Raw genomic sequence first — 21,288 nt, 5'->3', positions numbered from 1 at the left:
GTGACGGCGTGTATGACGCTCTGGCGGACCTGGGTGGCGCTCAGTCCTCGATCGTCAGCGCCGACTTCGGGCAGCTGGTGACCACGAGCCGCATTTCCTCGCGCCGATCGTCCGGAACGTCGGATTGCAGGACGACCAGGTAGTCGTCATCGTCGAGATCGAACACATCTGGAGCCATGCCCACGCAGACGCCGTTGGACTCGCAGAGGTCAAAGTCGGCCTTGATCTTCATGGGTGTGTTCGTCCGGCCGTTGCTGGATTCTGGGGTTCACCAGAATTGCTGTGCACTCGCACAGCTTAGCGGCCCCCGGTACGTGGGTGTCGAGAGATCAAGCAAAACTGCCAGGGCAGTCCCGGGATCAACGCACAGATTGCCCGCTGTCGACTCGGATCGGCACCGTGTCGTCCCACGGCTGGCGCGTCACCATGTCGGCCACCTGCACCGAGCCGCGTTCGAACTCGCCGGTCGCTGCATCGACCAACCGGTAGGCCTGAGTCGATTTGTGGATGGGCTGGGCGTCCAGCAACACGATCCGGACCTCCCCGGGTTCGAAGTGGCAACGCTCTTGCAGAGCTTCGATGAGTTGTTCGTTGCTCAGGTGTCCATCGCCGAAGTTCCAGCCCATGGCCATGCTGCAGATTCGTTCACCGTCGGTGAGCACGTAACTCTCCTCGGGATGGCCGGCCATGGCGCGATGAGCGAGAGTGAACAGGGCGCGGCCGTGAGTGTTCATCGCACGGAACGCGTACCCCAGATACAGCGGTATCTGCGCGCCTTCCTTGCCGTACACGCGCTCCAACTGTGCGGCAGGCATCGCGGCGATGGAGATGATCCGTCTTCGATCTTCTGGGACGCAGAAGGTTTGACGCACCAGAGCGTGGTGTCCCAGTTGCCCGCGTAGTACCGCATGCCGAAGAGGAACGAGACCTTGATCGGGAACAGGTTTCCCAGGACGACGATACCGGCGACGACGACGAACAGGATTGCCACCGGCACAGGGTTGTCGACATCGGACAGGCCTGTCTCGGCATGGCCGATGAACAGGGTGATCACCCCAAAGATCATGAAGACGTTCCATTCCAGCGGAACTCCCATCGGTATGGCCGTGAGGATCCCCAGGTGAAAGCAGATCATGATGGTCGCCTGCCACCGCCGTCAGCCATCCGCCGCCCGAGAAGAACAGAAGCAGAGGAACGAGCATCTCGATCGCGGTGGACACGTGGGCGAAAATACGCGCGAGTCTGCCGGGCCTCAGATCGTCGGGAAAGTGTTCGAAGAACTTCCGTTTGAGGCGGCGCGTTCTGATGACCGGACTGTTCGACATCATCGTCGCCATCACAAAAGGAAAGTGCTTGTTGAGTTTTGACGTTGCCGCCCCGATCCAGATCACCAGGAAGACGAGCTTGGCCGCGACGATCATGTCGACGCCACTGAACAGGAATGTCACTGTCAGTGTCGCGTAGACCTCGCCGCGAGCGGCCAGGAAGATGGTCTTGTCGCGTAGGCCGACCAGCACCAAGATGACGACGATGACCGCGATCAGCCACATGGGCAGCGTGCCGACTGCGCTGTCGAGCGCTGGTATCGGGCCGGTGCCGTTCGAGAACAGCGCGATCGTGATCATCACCAGGAGCGCCGCGTAGAGCACCACGTCCACGGGGGTGCGGGTGTCACCGGCCGTCAACGGAACTCGCGTGGGCCACGGCGGCTGCCGAATGGTGCTGGGACGCAACCAGTACAGGATGGATCCGAGTGGTGGGAAGAAGCGATTGTTGAGAGGTCCGAAGCCGCATCCGAGTCCGACGACCTCGAAGAGCATTGTGTACAGCACTATCTTCTGGAAGACGATCGGCTCGGTCCACCAGGCGCCGACGTTGGTGAAACCGTCGATCCCGTCGGTGGTGAGTACGAGGAGCCAGCCCACCAGGACGTACAGAACGATCTTGACCACGTAGAACAGATGGAGCACCACCGGTGTACCAAAACCTATCTCGGCCCAGTGTTTCGCCATCGGACGGATCTTTTCCGCCCGAGTTCCTTTACTCCATTCGGCCAGGTCGACGACCGGCAGATCGGGTTTGAGGAAACCCATCAGAACAACCCCTCTCGTGACACCGCGCTGATCTCCTCCACGTGGCCATCGGCCATTCGCATGGAATGGCCGAGCAGGTCCTCGGTTTCGAGTGCGGCCATCAGGCCTTGGTCCGATGAGCGACTCCACGTCCGTGCCCCGTCGCCGGTGCGCCCGACGATGATCGCCCGCTCCGGAAGGCCCTGTTGATCGTGTCGAACGGTGAAGGTCTCCAATTGAACTGTGCCGCTATAGTGTTCGGTCGGAACGCGGCGCGGACGTGCATTGACGGCAAGTTGGGGAGAGGTCACCCTGAACTCGTCGCGGGGTGGCGTCGTCGAGTACAGGGCGACGGCGTGCTTCGTGAGAAACATGCCGTTCGAGGTCACCATGCCCACAGCACCCGGGTCCTTGCGCAGCGTCTCGGTCATCGTCGCGAGTGCGTGCGTGCCGTAGTTGTTCCCGGGCCCTCCGCCGAATGTGAGGCCACCGGTGACGGTGAGCGGCCGGTCGGGGTCGAGGAGCGGGAGTCCGAGTGCATTGACTGCGACCTGCACGGCGGACGGAAAGCAGGAGTACAGATCGAGGTAGACAACGTCGTCGATGTCGATCCCCGCCGCGTTCAGTGCAGATCGGCCGTTCAGTTCGATCGCGTCCGACCGATGGAGTTCGTCGCGCTCGGTGACGAACCAATGGTCGTGGCTCTGCGCCGAGCGATGGGAAAGACCCACCTGTCGGCCGGTATGCCCAGACTTCGCGCCTTGTCAACGGAACAGAGAACGATGGCCGCGGCCATATCGACCCAGATGTTCGAATTGAGCAGCTTTGTGTACGGAAAGCTGATCATGCGGTTGTCGACACCCACGGTCGCGATCTGGTGGGCGCTCGCGTCGATCGGGTTCCAGGCGTGGGGATTTGACTGTGCCACTGACGAAAAGTTGTGCCACAGCGCGCCGAGTGTGGACTGGTGCTCGGCGATCGTCCTTCCGCTCGCGCCGCGTAACGCATTCTCGAACAGTGGGTAGTAGTCGGTCGGCAGCACGGCGCCGACGGCGAGTTCGCAGGGGTGGGAGGCGTCAGCATGAGGGTCCGGCTCAGTCTCGGCGGCAGGAACCGAGTCGGATTGCTCGGTCCACGGCAGTCCGACGCCTGTCGAACCCGCAGACCGCATCGAGCGGAAGGTCTCACCACCGGTGATGAGGACGATGTCGTGGTCGCCCGCCGCGATGGACAGGGCTGCTCGATTGACGAGAGCCTGCGGTTGCTCACCTCCGGTTGCGGAGGTGACGAGAGATGGCGTGGCGGCGCGATCCCCAGGAACTCCGCAACTGTCATCGGTGCGTTCCGATAGCGCCAACTCGCAGTTTCCACGGTCCACAACCCGGTGGCCTCACGAAGAACCCGCGCCTGATCGCCGCCGGTGTCGTCTGCGGCCCGTCGTAGCGACTCGGCCATCATCGCCGCAGGCTCCGGCGCTGGGCTGGTCCCTTCGGGGCGTCGCGTCCACTGACCGACCCCGACGATCACCGGTGTCGTCGGCGCGAGTGTGGAATACGGCCCACCGCGAGCATTTCCAGACATGTGTCTGGATGCTATTCCATTTGTGACGCGGGACGTGGCCGAATCGGCGCGACTTCCGATGACGTGCTGTCGTGCGGACCAAAGACCACATCGAGCATCGCCAAAACGACGCTTCGTCTGATCTGGGAGCGTAAGTCGGGTTAGCCTTTGGTCTACGTTCCGACCGCCTGGCGCGGGATGCCCTCCACAACACAAGGTGAGGTCCCAAGGTGGCACAGTCCCTGGCTGACGACCCGACTTCGAACAATGCGCCGCAAGCCGGCGGCCCCGCCACCGAGCTGAAGCGAACCCTCGGAGGTTTCCAGGTTTTCGCGATCTCGTTCGCGTTCATCTCGGTGGCGGTGGGCGTTTTCGCCACGTACGGGCAGGTGTTGACCACTGCCGGCCCGGTCGGAATCTGGCTGTGGGTGATCGCCGCGATCGGGCAGACGTTGGTCGCGCTGGTGGTGGCCCAGTTCGCCGCCCGGATCGCGTTGAGCGGGTCCTCGTACCAGTGGGCCTCCCGGCTGGCCAATCCCAAGGTCGGGTGGCTGTTCGGATGGCTCACCTTCTGGTACCTGGCCACCGCAGTCGTGGCGATGGACAGCGCGCTGGCGAGTCAGGCGTTCATGCCGCTGGTCGGGATGGATGCGAACGAGGACACCGCCCGGATCATCACGGTGGTGGTCATGATCATCCAGGTGGTGATGGTGATCGCCTCGACGCGACTGCTCGGCTTGATCACATCGGGTGTGGTGGCGGCAGAGATCGGGATCGTTGTCATCTTGGTGCTCGCGTTGGCGGCGGTGGTGGTCTTCACCAGCAGCGGCGATGTCGGCAATCTGACCTCGCGTGGGGTCACAGAGGGTGAGGCCAACTACTTCGCGATCGGTGGCGGTTTGATGGCCGGCATGTTGATGGGGATGACCACGCTGGTTGGATTCGACTCGGCGGCCAATCTCGCCGAGGAGGCCAAAGACCCGTTCCGCAGTGTCCCGCGCGCGATCGTCGGTTCGGTCCTCGCCGCCGCAATTGCCGGACTGGTGTTCCTGATCGCACTGACCGTCGCGATCGAAGATGTGGAGAAGGTGAGCGCCGACAGTTCGCCGGTCGCGGCCATCATCCGAGATCAACTCGGACCGGTGGCGGAGCGGATCCTGCTGGCGGTCATCGTGTTTGCGATCTTCGGGGGCGGGATGGTGGTGATGGCTGCGTGCTCGCGGCAGGCGTTTGCCATGGCTCGAGATGGGCGCTTTCCGGCTCACAAGTTGCTGCGGAAAGTGAATCCTCGCACGCAGACCCCGGTTTCCGCGACGATCCTCGTCCTACTGATCGGCGTCGTGCTCATGCTCGCGCTTCCCGGTGATGCCCTGATCGAGTTACTGGTCGGGGGTACCGTTCTGCCGGCCATCATCTACGGCGGGATCGTGATCTTGTACCTGGTGGGTGAGGAAACGACTAGAGGTCAAGGAAGGTGGATTCAGCCTCGGGCGCGCTGAAGTGCCGGTCGCTGTCGTGGCGTTGATCTGGGTGGCAGTAGCGATCTTCGTTCTCGTGACACCCGAGGAAGCTCGTGTCCCGGTCGCGATAGTGCTCGGGCTGGTTCTGGCAGGCGGGCTCTATTTCGTGAAAATGATGATCTTCAACCGGGAGGTCTTTGAAACGGAACCGTCGGGCGGAGACGCGGTACATCTCGACCCTGAGCCGGTCGACTGATCAATTCTCACCGGCTTTCCGGCCCGACCGCCTGGTGATGGCTGCCTCTGGTCGCAGGTCGAGGCGCCGCAGTAGCTGCGCATTGAGCGCGACGACAACGGTGGATGCCGACATCAGGATCGCGCCGACAGACATGGGCAGCACAAACCCGATGGGCGCCAGTACTCCTGCGGCCAGCGGTACCGAGATCAGGTTGTAACCCGCTGCCCACCAGAGGTTTTGCTTCATCTTGCGGTAGCTCGCCTTGGACAGTTCAATGACCGAGAGTACGGACCGGGGATCGTCACCGGCCAAGATGACACCGGCGGCGGCAACGGCGACATCGGTTCCGGCGCCGATTGCTATCCCGACGTCGGCCTGGGCGAGTGCCGGCGCGTCGTTGACACCGTCACCGACCATGGCGACTTTTCGTCCTTCCCGTTGCAGCTCCTGAACTTTCGCTGCTTTGTCCTCGGGTCGTACCCCTGCGAACACCCGGTCGATCCCGAGGTCGGTGGCGACGGTGTGTGCGACGGCCTCGGCGTCGCCGGTGATCATCACGACCTGAATGTTCAACGCGTGCAATGCATCGATGGCTTCCCGCGACTCCGCCCGGACCTCATCAGCCAGTCCGAGGGCACCTATCACCTCGCCGTCCTGCAGGACGTGCAGGATGATCGCGCCGTCCTGCCGCCAGGTGTCGGCGACGGTGAGCTCGGCCTGATGTGTCTCGTCGAGGAGCCGGGGGCCTCCGACCTGCACCCGATGGCGCCCGACGGTGGCACTGACACCGACTGCAGGTGACGATGCGAACTCCGTGGCCGCCGGCACCGCGAGTCCCCGCTGGGTGGCGGCGTTCACGATGGCCCTGGCCAGGGGATGTTCGCTGTCGCCCTCAGCGGCCGCGGCCATCGCGAGCACGGTGTCGCTGCTGTAACCCGAGGCAGGTTCGACGGCGGTGACGGCCGGTTCACCCTTGGTCAGGGTGCCGGTCTTGTCGAAGAGCACCGCGTCGACGGTGCGCATCGACTCCAGCGCCAGCCGGTCCTTGATCAGGACACCGCCCCGGGCGGCGCGCTCGGTGGCGATCGCGACGACGAGCGGAATGGCCAGACCCAGGGCGTGAGGGCAAGCGATCACGAGCACCGTGATCGTGCGGACCACCGCGTCGTCGGGTGATCCGAGCGCGGTCCAGACGATCGCGGTGATCACCGCAGCCGTCAAGGCGAACCAGAACAGCCAGGCAGCGGCCGTGTCGGCGAGTCGCTGTGCCCGTGACGACGAGTTCTGGGCATCGGTGACCAGACGTCGAATGCCTGCCAACGTCGTGTCGTCACCGATGGCGGTGACCCGAACCCGGAGGCCGGAATCGGTGGCCACGGTTCCGGCGACAACCGGATCGCCGACCCTCCGGCGGACGGTCCGCGATTCGCCGGTGACCATCGACTCGTCCATCTCGGCGGCACCGTCGACGATGACCCCATCTGCGGGCACGTTGGCGCCGGGACGGACGATCACGATGTCGCCCACAAGCAGTTCCGCCGGCGCGACGACGGTGATCCGCTCACCGTCGACGCGTTCCGCTTCGTCGGGGAGGAGCGCGGCCAGTGAGTCCAGTGCCGACGTGGTCTGGGCGAGCGAACGCATCTCGATCCAGTGCCCCAGCAGCATGATGACGATCAACAGGGCCAGTTCCCACCAGAAGTCGAGTCCGTGATCGAGCAGATCCAGGCTCGCGCCCCAAGACGCAACGAACGCCACGGTGATGGCCAGAGCGATGAGTAGCATCATGCCTGGTGCGCGGGAACGTATTTCACCGACCGCGCCGACCAGGAAGGGTCGTCCGCCCCAGGCGTACATGACGGTGCCGAGCACCGGGGAGACCCACACGAGACCCGGGACGTCGGGGAGTTCGTATCCGACGATCATCGCGAACATGTTCGAGGCGACGGTAACCGGAATGGCCAGCACCAGCATGATCCAGAACAGTCGCCGGAACTGGCCCACATGATCAGCGTGCCCCGCAGAATCGCCGTGTCCCATGTGGTCGTGCGGGGACGTGCCGCTCACGGTCTCGTCGTGCATCGTGTGGTGCTGGCTGTGCGTACTCATGATTGTCAATGTATACCCCATAGGGGTATCTGTCGAGCAGGTGTGGGCGCACACGAAGCGGCCAGGAACCGCGGGTCTGCGATTCCTGGCCGTCGCGCGGTGTCGGTGTTACTTCTGCAGTGTCCTCATGGTCCCGATTTCGGCCTGCTGGCTGGTGATGATGTTCTGTGCCATTGTCTTTGCCTCGGCGTTGGCCCCTTCGGCAACCTCGGCCCCGGCCATCTCGACGGCACCCTCGTGATGGTCGATCATCATGGTCAGCCAAGCCTGGTCGAACTCGGAGCCGGATTTCGACTTCAGATCCGCCATGTCCTGGTCGGACATCATTCCGCTCATACCGCTGTGGTCCATACCGCCCATGTCGTCGGTCGTCGACGACGAGGGAGCGGGTTGGCCCCAGGCCTGCAGCCACTGCGCCAACTGCTCCATCTCCGGACCCTGGGCGGTTTTGATCGCGCGGGCCAGGCTGATGATCTTCGGGTTGGTACTGCGATCAGGGACCAGCTCGGCCATGTCCACGGCCTGGGCGTGATGCGGGTACATATCGGTCGCGAACGTGACATCGGCGGAATTGAACTGCGCCGAAGTCTGTGTGGATGTGGACGCCGTGGCCGAGCTTGTCATCGAGTGACCGGACATGGACATCGAATCCATGTCGTGTCCCTCGTCGTCACTGCACCCTGCGACGGCGAGGACGGCGGCGACTGCGAGAGTGGACGCCGCCAGTGTGGACCGGGTCGATCGTGAAGTACGCATGATCTATCTCCTCGAAAAGTGTTGTGGAACTGCGAGTGCTCCGCGGACACTTGATCCGCGGGGCATGACTGGTGTGGCGAATCACCTGGTCGGGTGATCGCCTGTCAGATCCGCAGAATCGACAACTTCTCGAGGGAAGGCCCGGCCCACGGGGGTGCGCGGGACTGATGTCGCCGCATCCGTGTGGGTCGCGACCGGGCGGCGTCGTTCTGATCGCTGTCCGGTGCGAGATGTCGGATCAGCAGCAGTGTCGCCACGATCGTCACCACGGCCATGCACATGCCCATGGCCATGCCGGGGGTGTGATCGGTTGCAGAAGACATCGTCGCCAGGGCTGTCACGGGAACAGCCGGGTGACTCATCGCGGTCGGTGTTCCGCCGTGTCGATGTTCGGCAACTGCGGGGGAGTCAAGCCCCGGGCCGGTGCCGTGGCCGCCGGGCGAATGGGTCATCGGTAGCGAATGCAGCAGCAGGACTCCGAGCACGACGAAGAGCGCTGCGCTCGTTCTGGTCAGTCTTGCCGATGTTCTGCTCACGCTGGTGCCACCTCCTCGAGGTTCGAGCATACCCCCAGTAGGTATGCGGCAGTGAAGCGACGCTGAGTCGATCGGAAATGGGTACGGTGGGCGCATGAAGGTGCTGGTCGTGGAGGACGACATCAACGGTGCCGAGACGATCCGGCGGCGTCTGCAGGTCGACGGGTGGGCAGTGGATACCGCGGACAACGGCGAGGATGGCCTGCACCGGGCGCAGACGGGCGGCTACGACATCGTCGTACTCGACATCATGTTGCCAAAGATGAACGGCTATGAAGTCATTCGCGCTCTTCGCGCGTCCGGTGTGTGGACACCGGTCCTGATGCTGACGGCGAAAGACGGCGATTACGATCAGGCCGATGCGTTCGATCTGGGAGCCGACGACTATCTGATCAAACCCTTTTCGTTCGTGGTGCTCAACGCGCGGTTGCGAGCACTGCTGCGACGGGGATCGCCGGAACGACCGGCTGTTCTGACCTCCGGAGATCTCTCTTTGGATCCGGCCGCACACGTGGTGATGCGCGGCTCAGAAACAATCGACGTGACGCCCAGAGAGTTCGCGGTGCTGGAGTATTTGTTGCGCCACAAAGGGACCCCGGTGTCGAAGGCGGAGATCATGGGTTCGGTGTGGGATGTCAACTACCACGGGGACGACAATGTGGTGGAGGTTTACATCGGCTATCTACGCAAGCGCATCGACGTCCCGTTCGGCCGCAAGACAATCGAGACGCTACGAGGCGTGGGTTACCGACTACGCGACGACGGCGGCTAGTCGGCCACGTCCAGGGGGAGCTCGATCCTGATGGTGGTACCGCCGAACTCGGAATCGAGCGCGCGCACGTTCCCGTGATGGGCACGAACGATTACCGAGACGATCGCGAGGCCCAAGCCGGTGCCGCCGCCACGTCTGTCGCGCTCGGGATCGAGACGAACAAACCGGTCGAAGACGTGGTCTTTGGCATCGTCGGCGATGCCGGGGCCGTCGTCGGAAACCTCCACCCGCACGGTTCGGCGGGCGTCGTCAACAGACATCCGAACCGAGACGCGCTCCGATGAGTACCGGATCGCGTTGTCGAGGATGTTGCGGATCATCGATGACAGCCGTTGTGGGTCGCCGACCATGCGTGTCGGAACGATGGTCGCCTCGATCGAGATGTCATGACTCAGTTCGCTTCTGCGGACTTCTTCGTCGACGAGGTCGTCGAGGTCGACGTCCACGGTGGTCAGGCGCAGGCCACGCTCATCAGCACTTGCCAGTAGCAACAGGTCGGTGATCAGATCGCGTAGGCGGGTGACTTCGGGTTTGAGGATCTGGTCGGCGGTCGCGACGTCGATGGGTTGGCCGGTCTTGATCGCGAGATCGACGATGCCGACCAGCGTCACCAGTGGGCTTCGGAGCTCGTGCGAGGCATCACCGACGAATTGCAGTTGCCGAGAGTAGCTGTCCTCGAGGCGATCGAGCATCGAATTCATGGTGTCCGCCAATGCGGCGATCTCGTCGCCGGACTCGCTCACCGTGATTCGAGCACTGAGGTCTGTTGTCGAGATCTGCGACACCTCACTCCTGATCTCCTCGACCGGTTTGAGCGTTCGGCCGACGAGGACGTGCACCAGCCACACCACGAGAGCCAGGACGAACGGAAAGAACGCACACAGAAGGACGAACACGAACAGCACCACCTCCCGGGCTCGTCCCTCCGAGGTCGCCACCTCGACAGCGGCGTTGCCGTCAGCGGTCGAGGTGCCGATCGCGACCCCGCGGTATTCGGTGTGTGCCGCCGTCGAGCCTGATGTCTCCGAAGGTCCGCTGCGCACCCGGTTCGGGAATGGATGTCTGAAGCGCGGACCCTACACCGGAGGCCTTGCTGGTCAGTATCACCCGTCCGTTCGAGTCGACGATCTGGATGAGGTCGACCACGTCGGATGTCGCCATCAGTGATCGGTCCACGTTGTCGATCGAACTGTTCTGCAACGCCGCGACGACCTCTTCCGCTTTGGCCACGGTGGCCCGGTCTGCGGCCCCCAGCAGCGCCTGACGCAGGATCAACAGCATCGCCGCAGCGCCGATCGCCAGTGCGAGCGCCACGAGCGCCGTCGCCACGAGAACCAGGCGTCGGCGCACACCGGCAGTCTGTTTTCGCAGCCAGGCCCACCCGCCCACGTGCTTTCCGGGCTGCCCGGGTTGAGCGTTCATCGCACCACACTAGTGCCGGCGTCTGCTCGAACAGCAGGGTCGGGCAGATCGCCGCGCTGCGGACTCAGCGTCCACTCAGCGACGTGTTGGCACCATGGGCAACGGTGAAAGCTCGTCATTTCCGGGCTCACACGGCGTACGTTGACGCACGGGGCGTTGGTGAGGGGGCACATGGTCGGGGCGGGTGGCTCGGTAGGCGGAGACAATCGATCGGCGCCGCTCAGCGCTGCCCAGGTTGCTTTGTGGTACGCCCAGCAAGCACTCGGCGACACCCCGATCGCCATCGCCCAATACATCGACATCTCAGGCCCTCTCGACACTGAAGCGGTGCGTGCGGCGACCGAATCGGCAGGTCGAGCGTTGGGCTCGACGATCAGCCGGATCGCTGTCCGCCAAGCGCGGCCGATTCTGGTTCTGGAGGCCGATGTCGGGCAGGCTCCTTTCGAGGAGATCGACCTGCGGACCACCGGCGACCCGGTGGCGACAGCGCACGCGGCCATGGACGAGTGGTGCCGCGCTCCACTGCCACTCGATTCGGACAACCTGATCCGGAACACATTGTTGCGGGTGTCCGATCACCGCTGGTTCTTGTTCTCGCGTGCTCACCACATCGTGCTCGACGGATACGGTGCGTACGTCCTGCTCACCCGTATTGCCCGCAGTTATCAGGCACGCGTTGCGCAAGAATCGAATTCGGGTGATGACTCCCACAATGATTGCACCCCAATCGATTACCACCTGGCTCTTGCCGAGTACGAGTCGACCTATCGTGCGTCACCGCGTTTCGAACGCGATCGAGAGTATTGGGCCGGAGTGCTCGGATCGTTGCCGGCGCCGGTGACGTTGTCCCGCCGATCGGCACCACCCTCGGTCGACCCCATCCGCGCCACCGGACCCCTCTCGCCGGAGCTGGCGACCGCACTGTCCAAGGCCTCCGAGCGGCCGCTCCACAACAGGACCGGCATCATCGTGGCTGCCTTGACCCTCTACCTTGCCCGGGCATCGGGGAGGTCGGTGGTGGCGATGATGATGCCGGTCGCAGCGCGGGTCACCGGCACCCAACGGCGCAGCGCGGGAACGATGTCGAATCTGGTTCCGCTGGTGCTCGAGGTGCGAGACTCGATGACGCTGTCGGATCTGGTGGCAGCGGTGTCCAGCGCCGTGACCGGTGCGCTCCGGCATCAGACGTATCGATATGAACAGATGCTCCGCGACCGCGGCTCTGTCATCACCGGAATGGCATATGCGGGCCCGGTTCTCAACATCTTTCCTGATCAAGACCTGGTAGATCTCGGTGGGGAGCTCACTGCCACCTACCACGTCCTGTCCACCGGTCCGGTCTCTGACCTGAACGTGAACATCTACCCCAGTGGGGACGGTGGTTCCCCGACAATCGACTTCGAGGCCAACCCGCTCTGCCACGATCCTTCGTCGGTGGTACAGCACCGCGACAACCTGATCGAGCTCCTGGGGCAGATGTGCGCGTCACCGGCAGACACACCGATCGGGAGAATCGGGGTCGTGGTGGATCAGCGTCGCGAGGGATCGGCGCCGCCTCCGCACCGGGCCTTGTCCGAACTACTTGCGACGCATCGTCAGTCCGCCCGTCCTGCAGTGGTCGATTCGGATACGGTCATGAGCCACGCCGACCTCGCGAACGCGGTCGAGCTCTTGGCGAACACCCTGCGGGCGCGCACCATCGGACCTGAGGACCGGGTCGCCGTGATGCTCTCTCGAAGCATCGCCGAAGTCATCGCCTTTCACGCGGTGGCCGCGGTCGGGGCCTGCTACGTGCCCATCGATCCTCGTTATCCGCGTGCTCGCCAGGAATTCGTGCTGATGGAGAGCGCCGCGACGATCGTGCTCTGCAGCTCCGCAACCCGTCCGGACCTCCTTCTGGAGTCGGAAACACTCCAGCTCGGACCAGGCGGAGAACACGACGTGCGCGTCGGTGGGCCGGCTCGCGAGGGCACACCGTCTGCGCACCGCGCGGCGTATGTCATCTTCACCTCCGGCTCCACCGGCACACCCAAAGGTGTTGTCGTCACCGACGCCGGGCTCAGTGCGCTGGCGGCCGAGATCTGTCAGAGGTACGCTCTCTCGCCGAACTCTGTTGTGGCACATATCGCTTCACCGGCGTTCGACACCGCTGTGGTCGAAGTGCTGTGCGCAGCGATATCTGGTGCCGCATTGGTCATCGTCCCGGACACGATCGTCGGCGGCCCCGATCTGGCGAAGTATCTCACCGATCACTCGGTCTCCCATGTGCTGATCACCCCGGGGGTCCTCGCGACTCTCGATCCGGCCGACATCCCCACCGTGACGCACATCGTCGTCGGCGGCGATGTCTGCCCTCCAGAGATGATCGCGCGGTATGCACAACACGCGACTGTGCGCTGCGCATACGGACCCACCGAGACCACGTGCAGCGTGACCATGACCGATCCGGTGGTGCCTGAGGCGATCTCGCCTCTGCCGTTGCCGATCGGCCACCCGATGTCCGGGGTGCGGGTCCAGATCCTGGATCGAGATCTGCGTCCGGTGCTACCGGCAGTGGGTGGTGACCTCTACGTGAGCGGGCCCGCCGTGGCGCGTGGCTACCTCGACCGGCCCGGGCTCACCGCCGCGAACTTCGTGGCCGACCCCACCGGTACGGGCGCACGTATGTACCGGACGGGTGATCGGGCCGCATGGCGGGCGGACGGGTCGTTGGACTTTCTCGGGCGGACCGACCACCAGGTCAAGATCAGAGGCAATCGCGTCGAACCGGCCGAGGTCGATGCCGTCCTGCGTGCCCAGGCAGGGGTGAAGGCTGCGATCACGGTTGCCGTTCTGCATCGTCGGTCAACCGTGCTCGCCTCCTACGTCGCGGCGATGTCCCAGCCGCCTACCGGTAACGCCCTGCGCGAGAGCCTGGAAGCCGAACTGCCGCCATACATGGTTCCTACATCGATCACGTTCGTCGACGAGATCCCGTTGACGCCGGCGGGCAAGGTCGATCGGACGGCGCTTCCGGCCCCTTCGTACCTTGCCTCGACTCCTTTCCGGGCTGCCGGCGACGACGGAGAACGAAGTGTCGTCGCCGCCTTCGTAACCGCCACCGGTGCAGTGCCCGTCGGCGCCGACGACGACTTCTTCGAGCTCGGTGGGGATTCGCTGTCCGCGACCGGACTTGTCGCTCAACTGAACTCCGATACCGGTGCCTCGTTGACGGTGCGTGATGTGTTCGAGTACCGGACTCCGGCAGCACTGGCACTTCGGCTCGGTGCACCCTCCGCAGAGTTGTCGACTCTGCGGAGCGACGAACACCCCGGCCCGCACGTACTCGCACCGGCGCAGCGCAACGTCGACCTCGACGGTCCGGTCGCCGGCGCCCTGATCCCGTTCACCGTCCAGATTGCGGCGGAACTCGACCTCCGCGTGCTGAATCGGGCCGCGTCCACGGTCATCTGCCGTCACGTGATGTTGCGGAGTCGCTACGTCGACGGTGGGGTGGTCATCGACCCGGCCGACAGTGCGGACATCGTCGTTCCCCTGACCGACCCGGATTCCGCAGTGGCCGGATTCCTCGATGTCGCAATAGATCCTGCAATCGACCATCCGATACGACTCGGTATGTGTGTATTGGCGGGAACGACCACGATCGCGGTGTGCGCCCATCATCTCTTCGTCGACGGCTGGTCCCTTGGCATCATCGCGCGGGATCTGGCGGCTGCGTACTCCGAGTCCATTGCGCATTCCGAACCGCCGCATCGTGACGCCGGCGCCGTCAACTATCTCGACTACACGAGTTGGGCCAACCGCCGCCTCGGTGACGTCGCCGACCCGGACTCGCTGCACCACAGACAAGTGGAGTTCTGGAGGTCGGAGTTGGTGTCGATATCGGGCCCCTTCTCGATGCCGAGTGACCGGCCGAGGCCTGCCACCTGGGACCCTGATGGCACCCGCGTCCGAATCTGGTTCGACGACCTGTGGCCGTCCATTCGTTCGGTTGCAGCCGTTCACGCGGTGTCGACCACGACGGTGCTCCGGGCGTCGCTGGCCCGACTGCTCTGTCGGCGTGCGGGCGCCGACGTGGTGACCATAGGTGCACTGACATCCGGGCGCATCGACCATCGCTTCGACGATGTCGTCGGCATGTTCGTCAACACCGTTCCCGTCGTGTGCCAGGCAGACCACGGCGATGTCAGCGCACACCTTGCGGCGGTGGCATCTGCCGAGATGCGTGCGATGTCGAATGCCGATGTCCCGTTTGTCGACGTGGCCCGCGAGATGGGGCCGCCGAACTCCGCGCATCCGCTCTTCCAGGTGATGCTGACCGTCGAGAACGGCACACCGACAACCACATTGGTTGACCGGGCGATCCGCGGTGGACTCGTTGTCACCCCTCGGCCCCCGGCCATTGCGAAATGCGACATGCACGTAGCCGTCACCGAAGGTGAGGACGGCTACGTCGACGTCCTCTACCCGGTGTCGATGTGGGAGGAGTCCACCCTGATCTCGATGGTGCACAGCTGGTTCGCCGATGTGCGTCGCTACCCGGGCGCACTCAGCTGAACTCGCTGCGCCACCTGATGGTGCCTGTGAAAGCGCAATCTGCGCATACAAAAGCCGACCGGCTCCACTCTCTGGTCAGAGAATCGAACCGGCCGGCTGGTCCCAGCGGCGCCTTTGTTTCAGGCGGTTGAGTCAGTGCGCGCTGGTGAAGGCTTCGACGATACCGGCGGGGATCCGACCGCGGTCGGACACCTCGTACCCGTTTTGCTGGGCCCACTCGCGGATCGCTTTGGTATCGGCGGATCCGGCAGTGGCGGCCGGCTTGGATGCGGAACTATGTGATGGGGACTTCTTACGTCCACCGGTGCGGCGCGACTTCGCGAGCAAGGTCGAGACGGGCAGGCGGCCGTTCTCGATACGATCGAGATTGGCAGTGCTGGTCTCGAATTCGTACTCCACACCCAGCCAGGCCCACTGCACTACATTGACATCGTCTACGTCGAGGGGTTTGCCGTCGATGTCGTCGACGAATTCGAATCGAGTAACTGTTGCCACGTCGGCTGCACGTCCTTTGGGATTAGCGGGTGTCTGGTTCTTTGTCAACAATAGCGGGTCGGAGCGTTGATCTGTACTACGTTCGGTCGACTGACCGGGTATCGGCAGATTAAACCGCTTGTCTGGATAAGTGTTCATGAGAGCAATCCGCAACAGTGTGAAATCTTCTGCAACGATGCTGAATCTCAAAAATGTTGTGCGGACTCAAGTTACGAGATGGCATTGAGCACTCGATGTTTGCTGATGCCGCGATCAAGATTGTTCCCGATCGTCAAATTGCGACATCTGCGGACTCGGAAGCGACCGCGATGACCGAGATGAGTCGTTGCTCACGCCGTGTCGCCGCCGCACCGGACATGATCGTTGAGCTCAGTGTGAGTGCAGAGGGGAGGCGCAGGCGAGATGCCTGGAAGAAAGGCCACGGAACAAGTCATTTACTCACCTTGTCTCTTTCGAGATAAGCGCGCACGAGGACCTGTCCAAGACCCCGCTGACGGCGAAGATCTCCCGTGAAGGCCTTTCTGCAGGGGTTAGTTTTTGGGCGAGTCCACGAAGGTGGAGACAATTGCTCGCCGGGTATGCGGCGGCTCACCGTAACGTCGCCGAACGAACTCCTCGGCACCCGCTGGATCGGCAGGCCGCGTGGCGTGGAGCGCTATGGGGTCAGCGCCAGCCGAGCGCGGGCGCGACGTGCGTGAGAATCGATTCGATCACGTGTGCGTTGTATTCGACACCGAGCTGATTGGGAACGGTCAGCAGCAGCGTGTCCGCGGCGGCGATGGCCTCGTCTTCCCGGAGTTGCTCGATGAGCCGATCAGGCTCGTCGGCGTAGCTCCGGCCGAATCTGGCGATGCCGCCGTCGATGACGCCCACCTGATCGGCGTCGTCACCGCCACGTCCGAAGTAGGCGCGGTCGCGGTCGTCGGTGAGTGCGAAGATGCTGCGGCTCACAGATACTCGTGGTTCTCGATCGTGCCCCGCTGCTGTCCAGGCGTCGCGGAACAGCGAGATCTGCTCGGCCTGCAGCTGATGGAACGGGACCCCGGTGTCTTCTGTCAACAATGTCGAGCTCATCAGGTTCATGCCCTGCTGAGCGGTCCACTCGGCGGTGGCGCGACTACCCGCGCCCCACCAGATCCGATCGCGTAGGCCTGGAGCCTGCGGCTCGATGCCCAGTGCGCCCGGCGGATTCGGGAACATCGGTGACGGGTTGGGCTGGGCGAACTTGGCGTTCTCGATGACCTTCAAGAAGACGCCAGTGTGTTCACGGGCCATGTCGGCGTCCGTCGTCTCGGCATTCGGCACATAGCCGAAATACTGATATCCGTTGATCACCTGTTCGGGCGATCCCCTGCTGATGCCCAGTTGCAGTCGACCTTCTGAGATGAGGTCGGCGGACCCGGCGTCTTCCGCCATGTACATCGGGTTCTCGTAGCGCATGTCGATCACGCCGGTGCCGATCTCGATGCGGTGGGTCTTCGCGCCCACTGCCGCGAGGAGCGGGAAGGGTGAGGCGAGCTGCCGGGCGAAATGGTGCACACGGAAGTACGCGCCGTCGGCGCCGAGTTCCTCGGCTGCGACTGCGAGGTCTATCGACTGCAGCAGGGTGTCGCCCGCCGACCGGGTCTGCGAGCCGGGCGAGTCCGACCAGTGTCCGAAGGAGAGGAATCCGATGTTCTTCATGACACTATAAATGAAACCACGGTCCGTTTAATTCCGCGAAGCTGCGAAGGCAGCGCGACGGCGCCAATCGGAGGGTGTGATGCCGAATGCACTACGGAACCGGCGGGTGAAGTGGGTGGGATCCGAGAAACCGTGGCGCCTCGCGACGGCGGCGACAGTGAGATGGGGGTGGGTCCGCAGCGTCTTGCGGGCCCGGTCGAGCCGCTGTGCGGTGATGTAACCGGCCAGGGAGCCATTCGACTCCGGCCAGAGGTTGTAGAGCTGACGGGCGGAGATGTTGTGTGCCGCGGCGATCGTGTCGGCCTTCAGGGTCAGGTCGTCGAGGTGCTCCTCGATGTGTCGTTCGATCGACGTCACGATGCTCTTCGTGGATGCGGCGAGTCCTGCGGCTCCGGCAGCGCTCAGGAGTAGCGAGCGGACGAGCGCGATGGTGGTGGAGTTGAGCTCGGGAAGGATCTCGGGTGCGCTGGCCGCGATGACGCCGAGTTGTTGCACGTGAGCGAGTGCGAGCGGGTACAGCGGTAGTTCAGGGTGCACATGGTCGAGGGCGCTGTCGATGGTTTCGATCGACAAGGTGAGGCGGGCATGGCGAGTGTGCACCGCGATCGCGGATCCGTCGCCGTGACCGCGGAAGTCGAAGGGACTGAATTGGTCTATGACCACCAGCGTGGGGCGGTCGGGGGAGATGTGGACGGGCCGGTGGTCGCGCGTCAGGCTCCAGTCGCCGGGAGTCAGGGCGGCCACCGTGATCAGCCGAGTGGAGGGGTCGGCCGCAAGGCGTCGTCGGGTCGCGGCCGCGACACCCCCGTAACGGAACCGCATGAGCTCGGTGTCGCGTCCCATTCGCCAATGATCGACGGATGTGCTGGTCGAATCGGGACGGGTCACAGCGACGGCGACGTGGTCGGCGACAGTCATGTCGGAACCACCTCTGCTCTTTCGATCATTGCTCGTCGGCCTCGAACGCGCGTTCACTGCTGAGTTCTCGCCACGCGCCGGGGGACAGCCCGTACATCATCCGGAATCGGCGGATGAAGTGCGACGTGTTGGTGAATCCCCAACGCCGGGCGATGGTCGTCACGGACACCCCGCGCAGGGCCGCCCGGGAAAGGTCCTCACGGGCAAGGGTCAGCCGCTCACTGATTATCCACTGCTCGAGACTGAACCCGGCTGCCGCACAGAGCTTGAAGAGGTGTCGCTGGGAGATGTCGTGGGCAAAGGCAATGGACTCGATGGACAGTCCGGGGTCGCCCAAGTGCTGTTTGACGTAGGAACGGATGCGGGGCAGCAACATTTCAGCCATGGCACTGCGGGCGTAGTCGATACCGTATGCGGAGGCGATCAGTGCACGGGTGAGTTCGATGCTGGCCTCGCCGACGGCGTCCGCACCGACGTCGGCCGACAGGGCGTCGGCGTTGTCTGTGAGTTCGGCGATGTGATGGACGGCCATGGAATACAGAGGGCTCGCGGGTAGCCGGTCGGCGGCAGATTCGATCACCTCCCGGGGCAGGCCTAGTGCGTCGACCGGGACATGGAGGCAGCGTGCTGCGCCGACACCCTCCAGGGCGTAGTCGTAGGGCGAGTTGAGATCCATCACCATCAGCTCATCGGCCGACACTGTCCGTTGGACTCCGAATTGTTCCCGTCTACCCGCGCATTTCTCGTGGACGGCGATGGCGAACATCTCGGCCGGAGCGGTGGCGATCTGTTTGGCCGTCCGGACGAGTCGAAATCCATTCATCTCGGCACGAAAGATGTTCGCGTTGCCGTAGAGCCAGACGTCCATACGGGCCCGTACGTCCGACGGGTTCTCCAGTTCGACGGTGCACGGCACGGATTGTTCGTGCATGGCGGTGCAGGTGGCCTCGACCCGCTGGGCAGGTCCGAGGTCCGCGGTGCTGAAGACTAGTGCCATTGTGGTGTCCTGGTGCTGGTGCCTGCCCCCGGTTGCTCGGCGGCGGTGATCTGCTGAAACTCGCCGGGCGACAGCCCATATGCGGATTTGAACTGGTCCGCGAAGTGGGTGGCGTCATCGAAACCCCACCGGCGGGCCTGGTCCGGGGCCCACGCAGCCGCGGACGGGGCGACGAGGGCAACGCGCGCCAGGTTCAGACGCTCGGCCAGAATCCACTGATCGAGATCGAACTGGGCGGCCACCGACAATTGCCGAATCTGCGCCACCGTGACATCGAGGTGGCCCGCGATCATGCGGGCGCCCAATTCCGGATCGGTCAGATGTGAGCGCGCGAACGTCGCCACCAGCGTCATCAGGGTGTCGGGTCGCACATCTTCATGATCCCACAGACGACTGTTGGTCGGTGGTCAACGACGGAAGGGACAGCCGAACGGGTGTTTGCCCACCACGAAGACATGGTGCGCAGAAATGTTGTAGGCGAGAGTATTTGATGTTCGCGTCCGGACACTCTCCGTGATGCTGCGACGTACTTGTGCAGGAGCCTGCGGAACTGCGCGGCAGGCTTCGGCGAGGTGTCTGGGCCGGCGCGACCGGCCTAAATTAGACATTGGTTAGCCAAACCTTACCCCCGGGTGGTCCGATTTCCGTGTCCGATATCGTTCCGCACGTGCCAAAAAGTGCACATGGATCTTGAGAAAGAGAGTCCCGTTCCTTCCGCCGCTGTGGACCACCGGGTAAGTCGACACCGTATGCGCAAGATGGCCCCGACGGATGTCGGGGCCATCTGCGTACGGTCGCTCTGTCTCAGGCCAGGGCGGAGAGGATCTTCTCGGCGAGCGGAGCCGACGACGCGGGATTCTGGCCGGTGAAGAGAGTGCGGTCGACGACGACCTTCGGCTCCCACGGCTCACCCTCCTGGTAGTCGACGCCCAGTTCCACCAATCGGTCTTGCAGCAGCCATTTCGCCTTGTCGGCCAGACCGGCCTGAGCTTCCTCGGCGTTGGAGAATCCGGTGACCTGATATCCGGCGAAGGTGGCGGATCCATCGGTGCGCGTTGCGGCCAGGAGCGCCGCGGGTGCATGGCACACCACACCCAAAGGCTTACCGGAATCGATGATGTCGTTCAGCAACGCGCCCGAGGTCGCGTCGACCGCGAGATCCTCCATGGGGCCGTGGCCGCCAGGGTAGAAGACGGCGATGTAGTCGTCGAGGCTCACCGAGTCCAGTGGAATTGCTTGCTTCAAGGCGGAATTCGACCGAACCTTCTCCGCAATTGCGTCGGCGTTCTCCTGGCCGCCGTTGACATCAGGGCTCAAACTGCCCTCATCCACCACCGGGACCACGCCTCCTGGCGTGGCAACCACCACCTCGTGACCTGCTTGTGTGAACGCCTCATAGGGCGCGACGAACTCTTCGGCCCAGAAGCCTGTCGGATGCTGCGAGCCGTCGGCCAGTGTCCAATGTCGTGCCCCGGTCACCACGAACAAGATTTTCGCCATCTTTAACTCCTTCGGTTTCACGCGTGCGCGAACTCTACGGTCCGCCGCACATGGAAAGACGTTGGCGGGTACCCGATGGCACCATCGGCAAACCCGGGCCGGATTCAACACACCGCGTTGCGCGCGCGGGCCGATTCCCGGAGTGCTTGTCGTGCTCGACTGCGCAGGGCAGGATCACCCTATGACAGACAGTGCCGAGGCCCCAGTGGACGC

At 63.8% G+C, this 21,288-nt stretch carries 16 protein-coding genes and 2 pseudogenes; 3 read left to right on the top strand and 15 right to left on the bottom strand.

Annotation, left to right across the window (positions count from 1 at the left end; all coding sequences use genetic code 11):
• Nucleotides 1-40: 40 nt before the first annotated feature.
• The 4 genes and pseudogenes from BFL43_RS21290 to BFL43_RS21275 all read right to left on the bottom strand — a co-directional run bounded on the left by BFL43_RS21290 (nt 41) and on the right by BFL43_RS21275 (nt 3,429).
• Complete coding sequence (locus BFL43_RS21290; protein WP_084894488.1) at nt 41-232, bottom strand: ferredoxin; 192 nt, start codon at nt 230-232, stop codon at nt 41-43.
• A gap of 127 nt (nt 233-359) precedes the next feature.
• Nucleotides 360-2,093 (bottom strand): annotated as a pseudogene (locus tag BFL43_RS21285) (DUF3556 domain-containing protein).
• On the bottom strand, nt 2,093-2,803 hold the full coding sequence (locus tag BFL43_RS21280) for a hypothetical protein (RefSeq protein ID WP_084894486.1): 711 nt from the start codon (nt 2,801-2,803) through the stop codon (nt 2,093-2,095). Before BFL43_RS21280 ends, BFL43_RS21285 begins: the two are co-directional and overlap by 1 nt.
• Nucleotides 2,713-3,429, bottom strand: a complete 717-nt coding sequence (locus BFL43_RS21275) for a hypothetical protein (RefSeq protein WP_143695452.1) — start codon at nt 3,427-3,429, stop codon at nt 2,713-2,715. The genes BFL43_RS21280 and BFL43_RS21275 overlap by 91 nt, the downstream gene beginning before the upstream one ends.
• A gap of 445 nt (nt 3,430-3,874) precedes the next feature.
• On the opposite strand from BFL43_RS21275, the pseudogene BFL43_RS21270 reads away from it, so the two are divergent.
• Nucleotides 3,875-5,348: pseudogene (locus BFL43_RS21270) on the top strand (APC family permease).
• Here the strand turns inward: BFL43_RS21270 and BFL43_RS21265 are convergent.
• From BFL43_RS21265 to BFL43_RS21255, 3 genes are all read right to left on the bottom strand, one after another.
• Entirely contained in the window at nt 5,349-7,412 is a 2,064-nt protein-coding gene (locus BFL43_RS21265) for a heavy metal translocating P-type ATPase (protein ID WP_240498402.1), read from the bottom strand.
• 135 nt (nt 7,413-7,547) lie between these two features.
• Nucleotides 7,548-8,195 carry a DUF305 domain-containing protein gene (locus tag BFL43_RS21260; RefSeq protein ID WP_084894481.1) on the bottom strand — a complete coding sequence of 216 codons (648 nt, stop codon included), beginning with the start codon at nt 8,193-8,195 and terminating at the stop codon, nt 7,548-7,550.
• 104 nt (nt 8,196-8,299) lie between these two features.
• Nucleotides 8,300-8,731 carry a DUF6153 family protein gene (locus BFL43_RS21255; RefSeq protein ID WP_143695451.1) on the bottom strand — a complete coding sequence of 144 codons (432 nt, stop codon included), beginning with the start codon at nt 8,729-8,731 and terminating at the stop codon, nt 8,300-8,302.
• 94 nt (nt 8,732-8,825) lie between these two features.
• On the opposite strand from BFL43_RS21255, the gene BFL43_RS21250 reads away from it, so the two are divergent.
• Nucleotides 8,826-9,503 carry a response regulator transcription factor gene (locus BFL43_RS21250; protein WP_084894477.1) on the top strand — a complete coding sequence of 226 codons (678 nt, stop codon included), beginning with the start codon at nt 8,826-8,828 and terminating at the stop codon, nt 9,501-9,503.
• On the opposite strand, the gene BFL43_RS21245 is transcribed toward BFL43_RS21250, so the two are convergent.
• Nucleotides 9,500-10,546 (bottom strand): ATP-binding protein, encoded by a 1,047-nt coding sequence (locus BFL43_RS21245; protein WP_084894475.1) that lies wholly within the window; start codon nt 10,544-10,546, stop codon nt 9,500-9,502. The two genes, BFL43_RS21250 and BFL43_RS21245, sit on opposite strands and share 4 nt — an antisense overlap.
• A complete protein-coding gene (locus BFL43_RS21240; RefSeq protein WP_084894473.1) occupies nt 10,461-10,925 on the bottom strand; it encodes a hypothetical protein in 465 nt (154 codons plus the stop codon). Before BFL43_RS21240 ends, BFL43_RS21245 begins: the two co-directional genes overlap by 86 nt.
• 171 nt (nt 10,926-11,096) lie before the next feature.
• Here BFL43_RS21240 and BFL43_RS21235 point away from each other — a divergent pair, with 171 nt between their 5' ends.
• A complete protein-coding gene (locus BFL43_RS21235) occupies nt 11,097-15,482 on the top strand; it encodes a non-ribosomal peptide synthetase (protein WP_084894472.1) in 4,386 nt (1,461 codons plus the stop codon).
• A gap of 132 nt (nt 15,483-15,614) precedes the next feature.
• Here the strand turns inward: BFL43_RS21235 and BFL43_RS21230 are convergent, their stop codons facing one another.
• From BFL43_RS21230 to BFL43_RS21205, 6 genes are all read right to left on the bottom strand, one after another.
• On the bottom strand, nt 15,615-15,977 hold the full coding sequence (locus BFL43_RS21230; RefSeq protein WP_240498398.1) for an Lsr2 family protein: 363 nt from the start codon (nt 15,975-15,977) through the stop codon (nt 15,615-15,617).
• A gap of 663 nt (nt 15,978-16,640) precedes the next feature.
• Entirely contained in the window at nt 16,641-17,660 is a 1,020-nt protein-coding gene (locus BFL43_RS21225; protein WP_084894468.1) for an LLM class flavin-dependent oxidoreductase, read from the bottom strand.
• A 27-nt stretch (nt 17,661-17,687) separates the two neighbouring features.
• Nucleotides 17,688-18,578: a helix-turn-helix transcriptional regulator gene (locus BFL43_RS21220; protein ID WP_084894466.1), complete on the bottom strand. Its 891-nt coding sequence runs from the start codon at nt 18,576-18,578 to the stop codon at nt 17,688-17,690.
• A gap of 25 nt (nt 18,579-18,603) precedes the next feature.
• A complete protein-coding gene (locus BFL43_RS21215) occupies nt 18,604-19,575 on the bottom strand; it encodes a helix-turn-helix domain-containing protein (protein ID WP_084894465.1) in 972 nt (323 codons plus the stop codon).
• Nucleotides 19,566-19,946, bottom strand: a complete 381-nt coding sequence (locus BFL43_RS21210; RefSeq protein ID WP_084894463.1) for a helix-turn-helix domain-containing protein — start codon at nt 19,944-19,946, stop codon at nt 19,566-19,568. The genes BFL43_RS21215 and BFL43_RS21210 overlap by 10 nt, the downstream gene beginning before the upstream one ends.
• 433 nt (nt 19,947-20,379) lie before the next feature.
• Nucleotides 20,380-21,075, bottom strand: coding sequence for a type 1 glutamine amidotransferase domain-containing protein (locus tag BFL43_RS21205; protein WP_084894460.1), 696 nt, complete (start codon nt 21,073-21,075; stop codon nt 20,380-20,382).
• Between the last annotated feature and the right edge of the window lie 213 nt (nt 21,076-21,288).

The sequence above is a fragment of the Williamsia sp. 1135 genome, from assembly GCF_002095395.1.
In the GTDB taxonomy this organism is placed as follows: Bacteria; Actinomycetota; Actinomycetes; order Mycobacteriales; family Mycobacteriaceae; genus Williamsia.
This window is presented reverse-complemented; position numbering and strand designations above follow the sequence as displayed.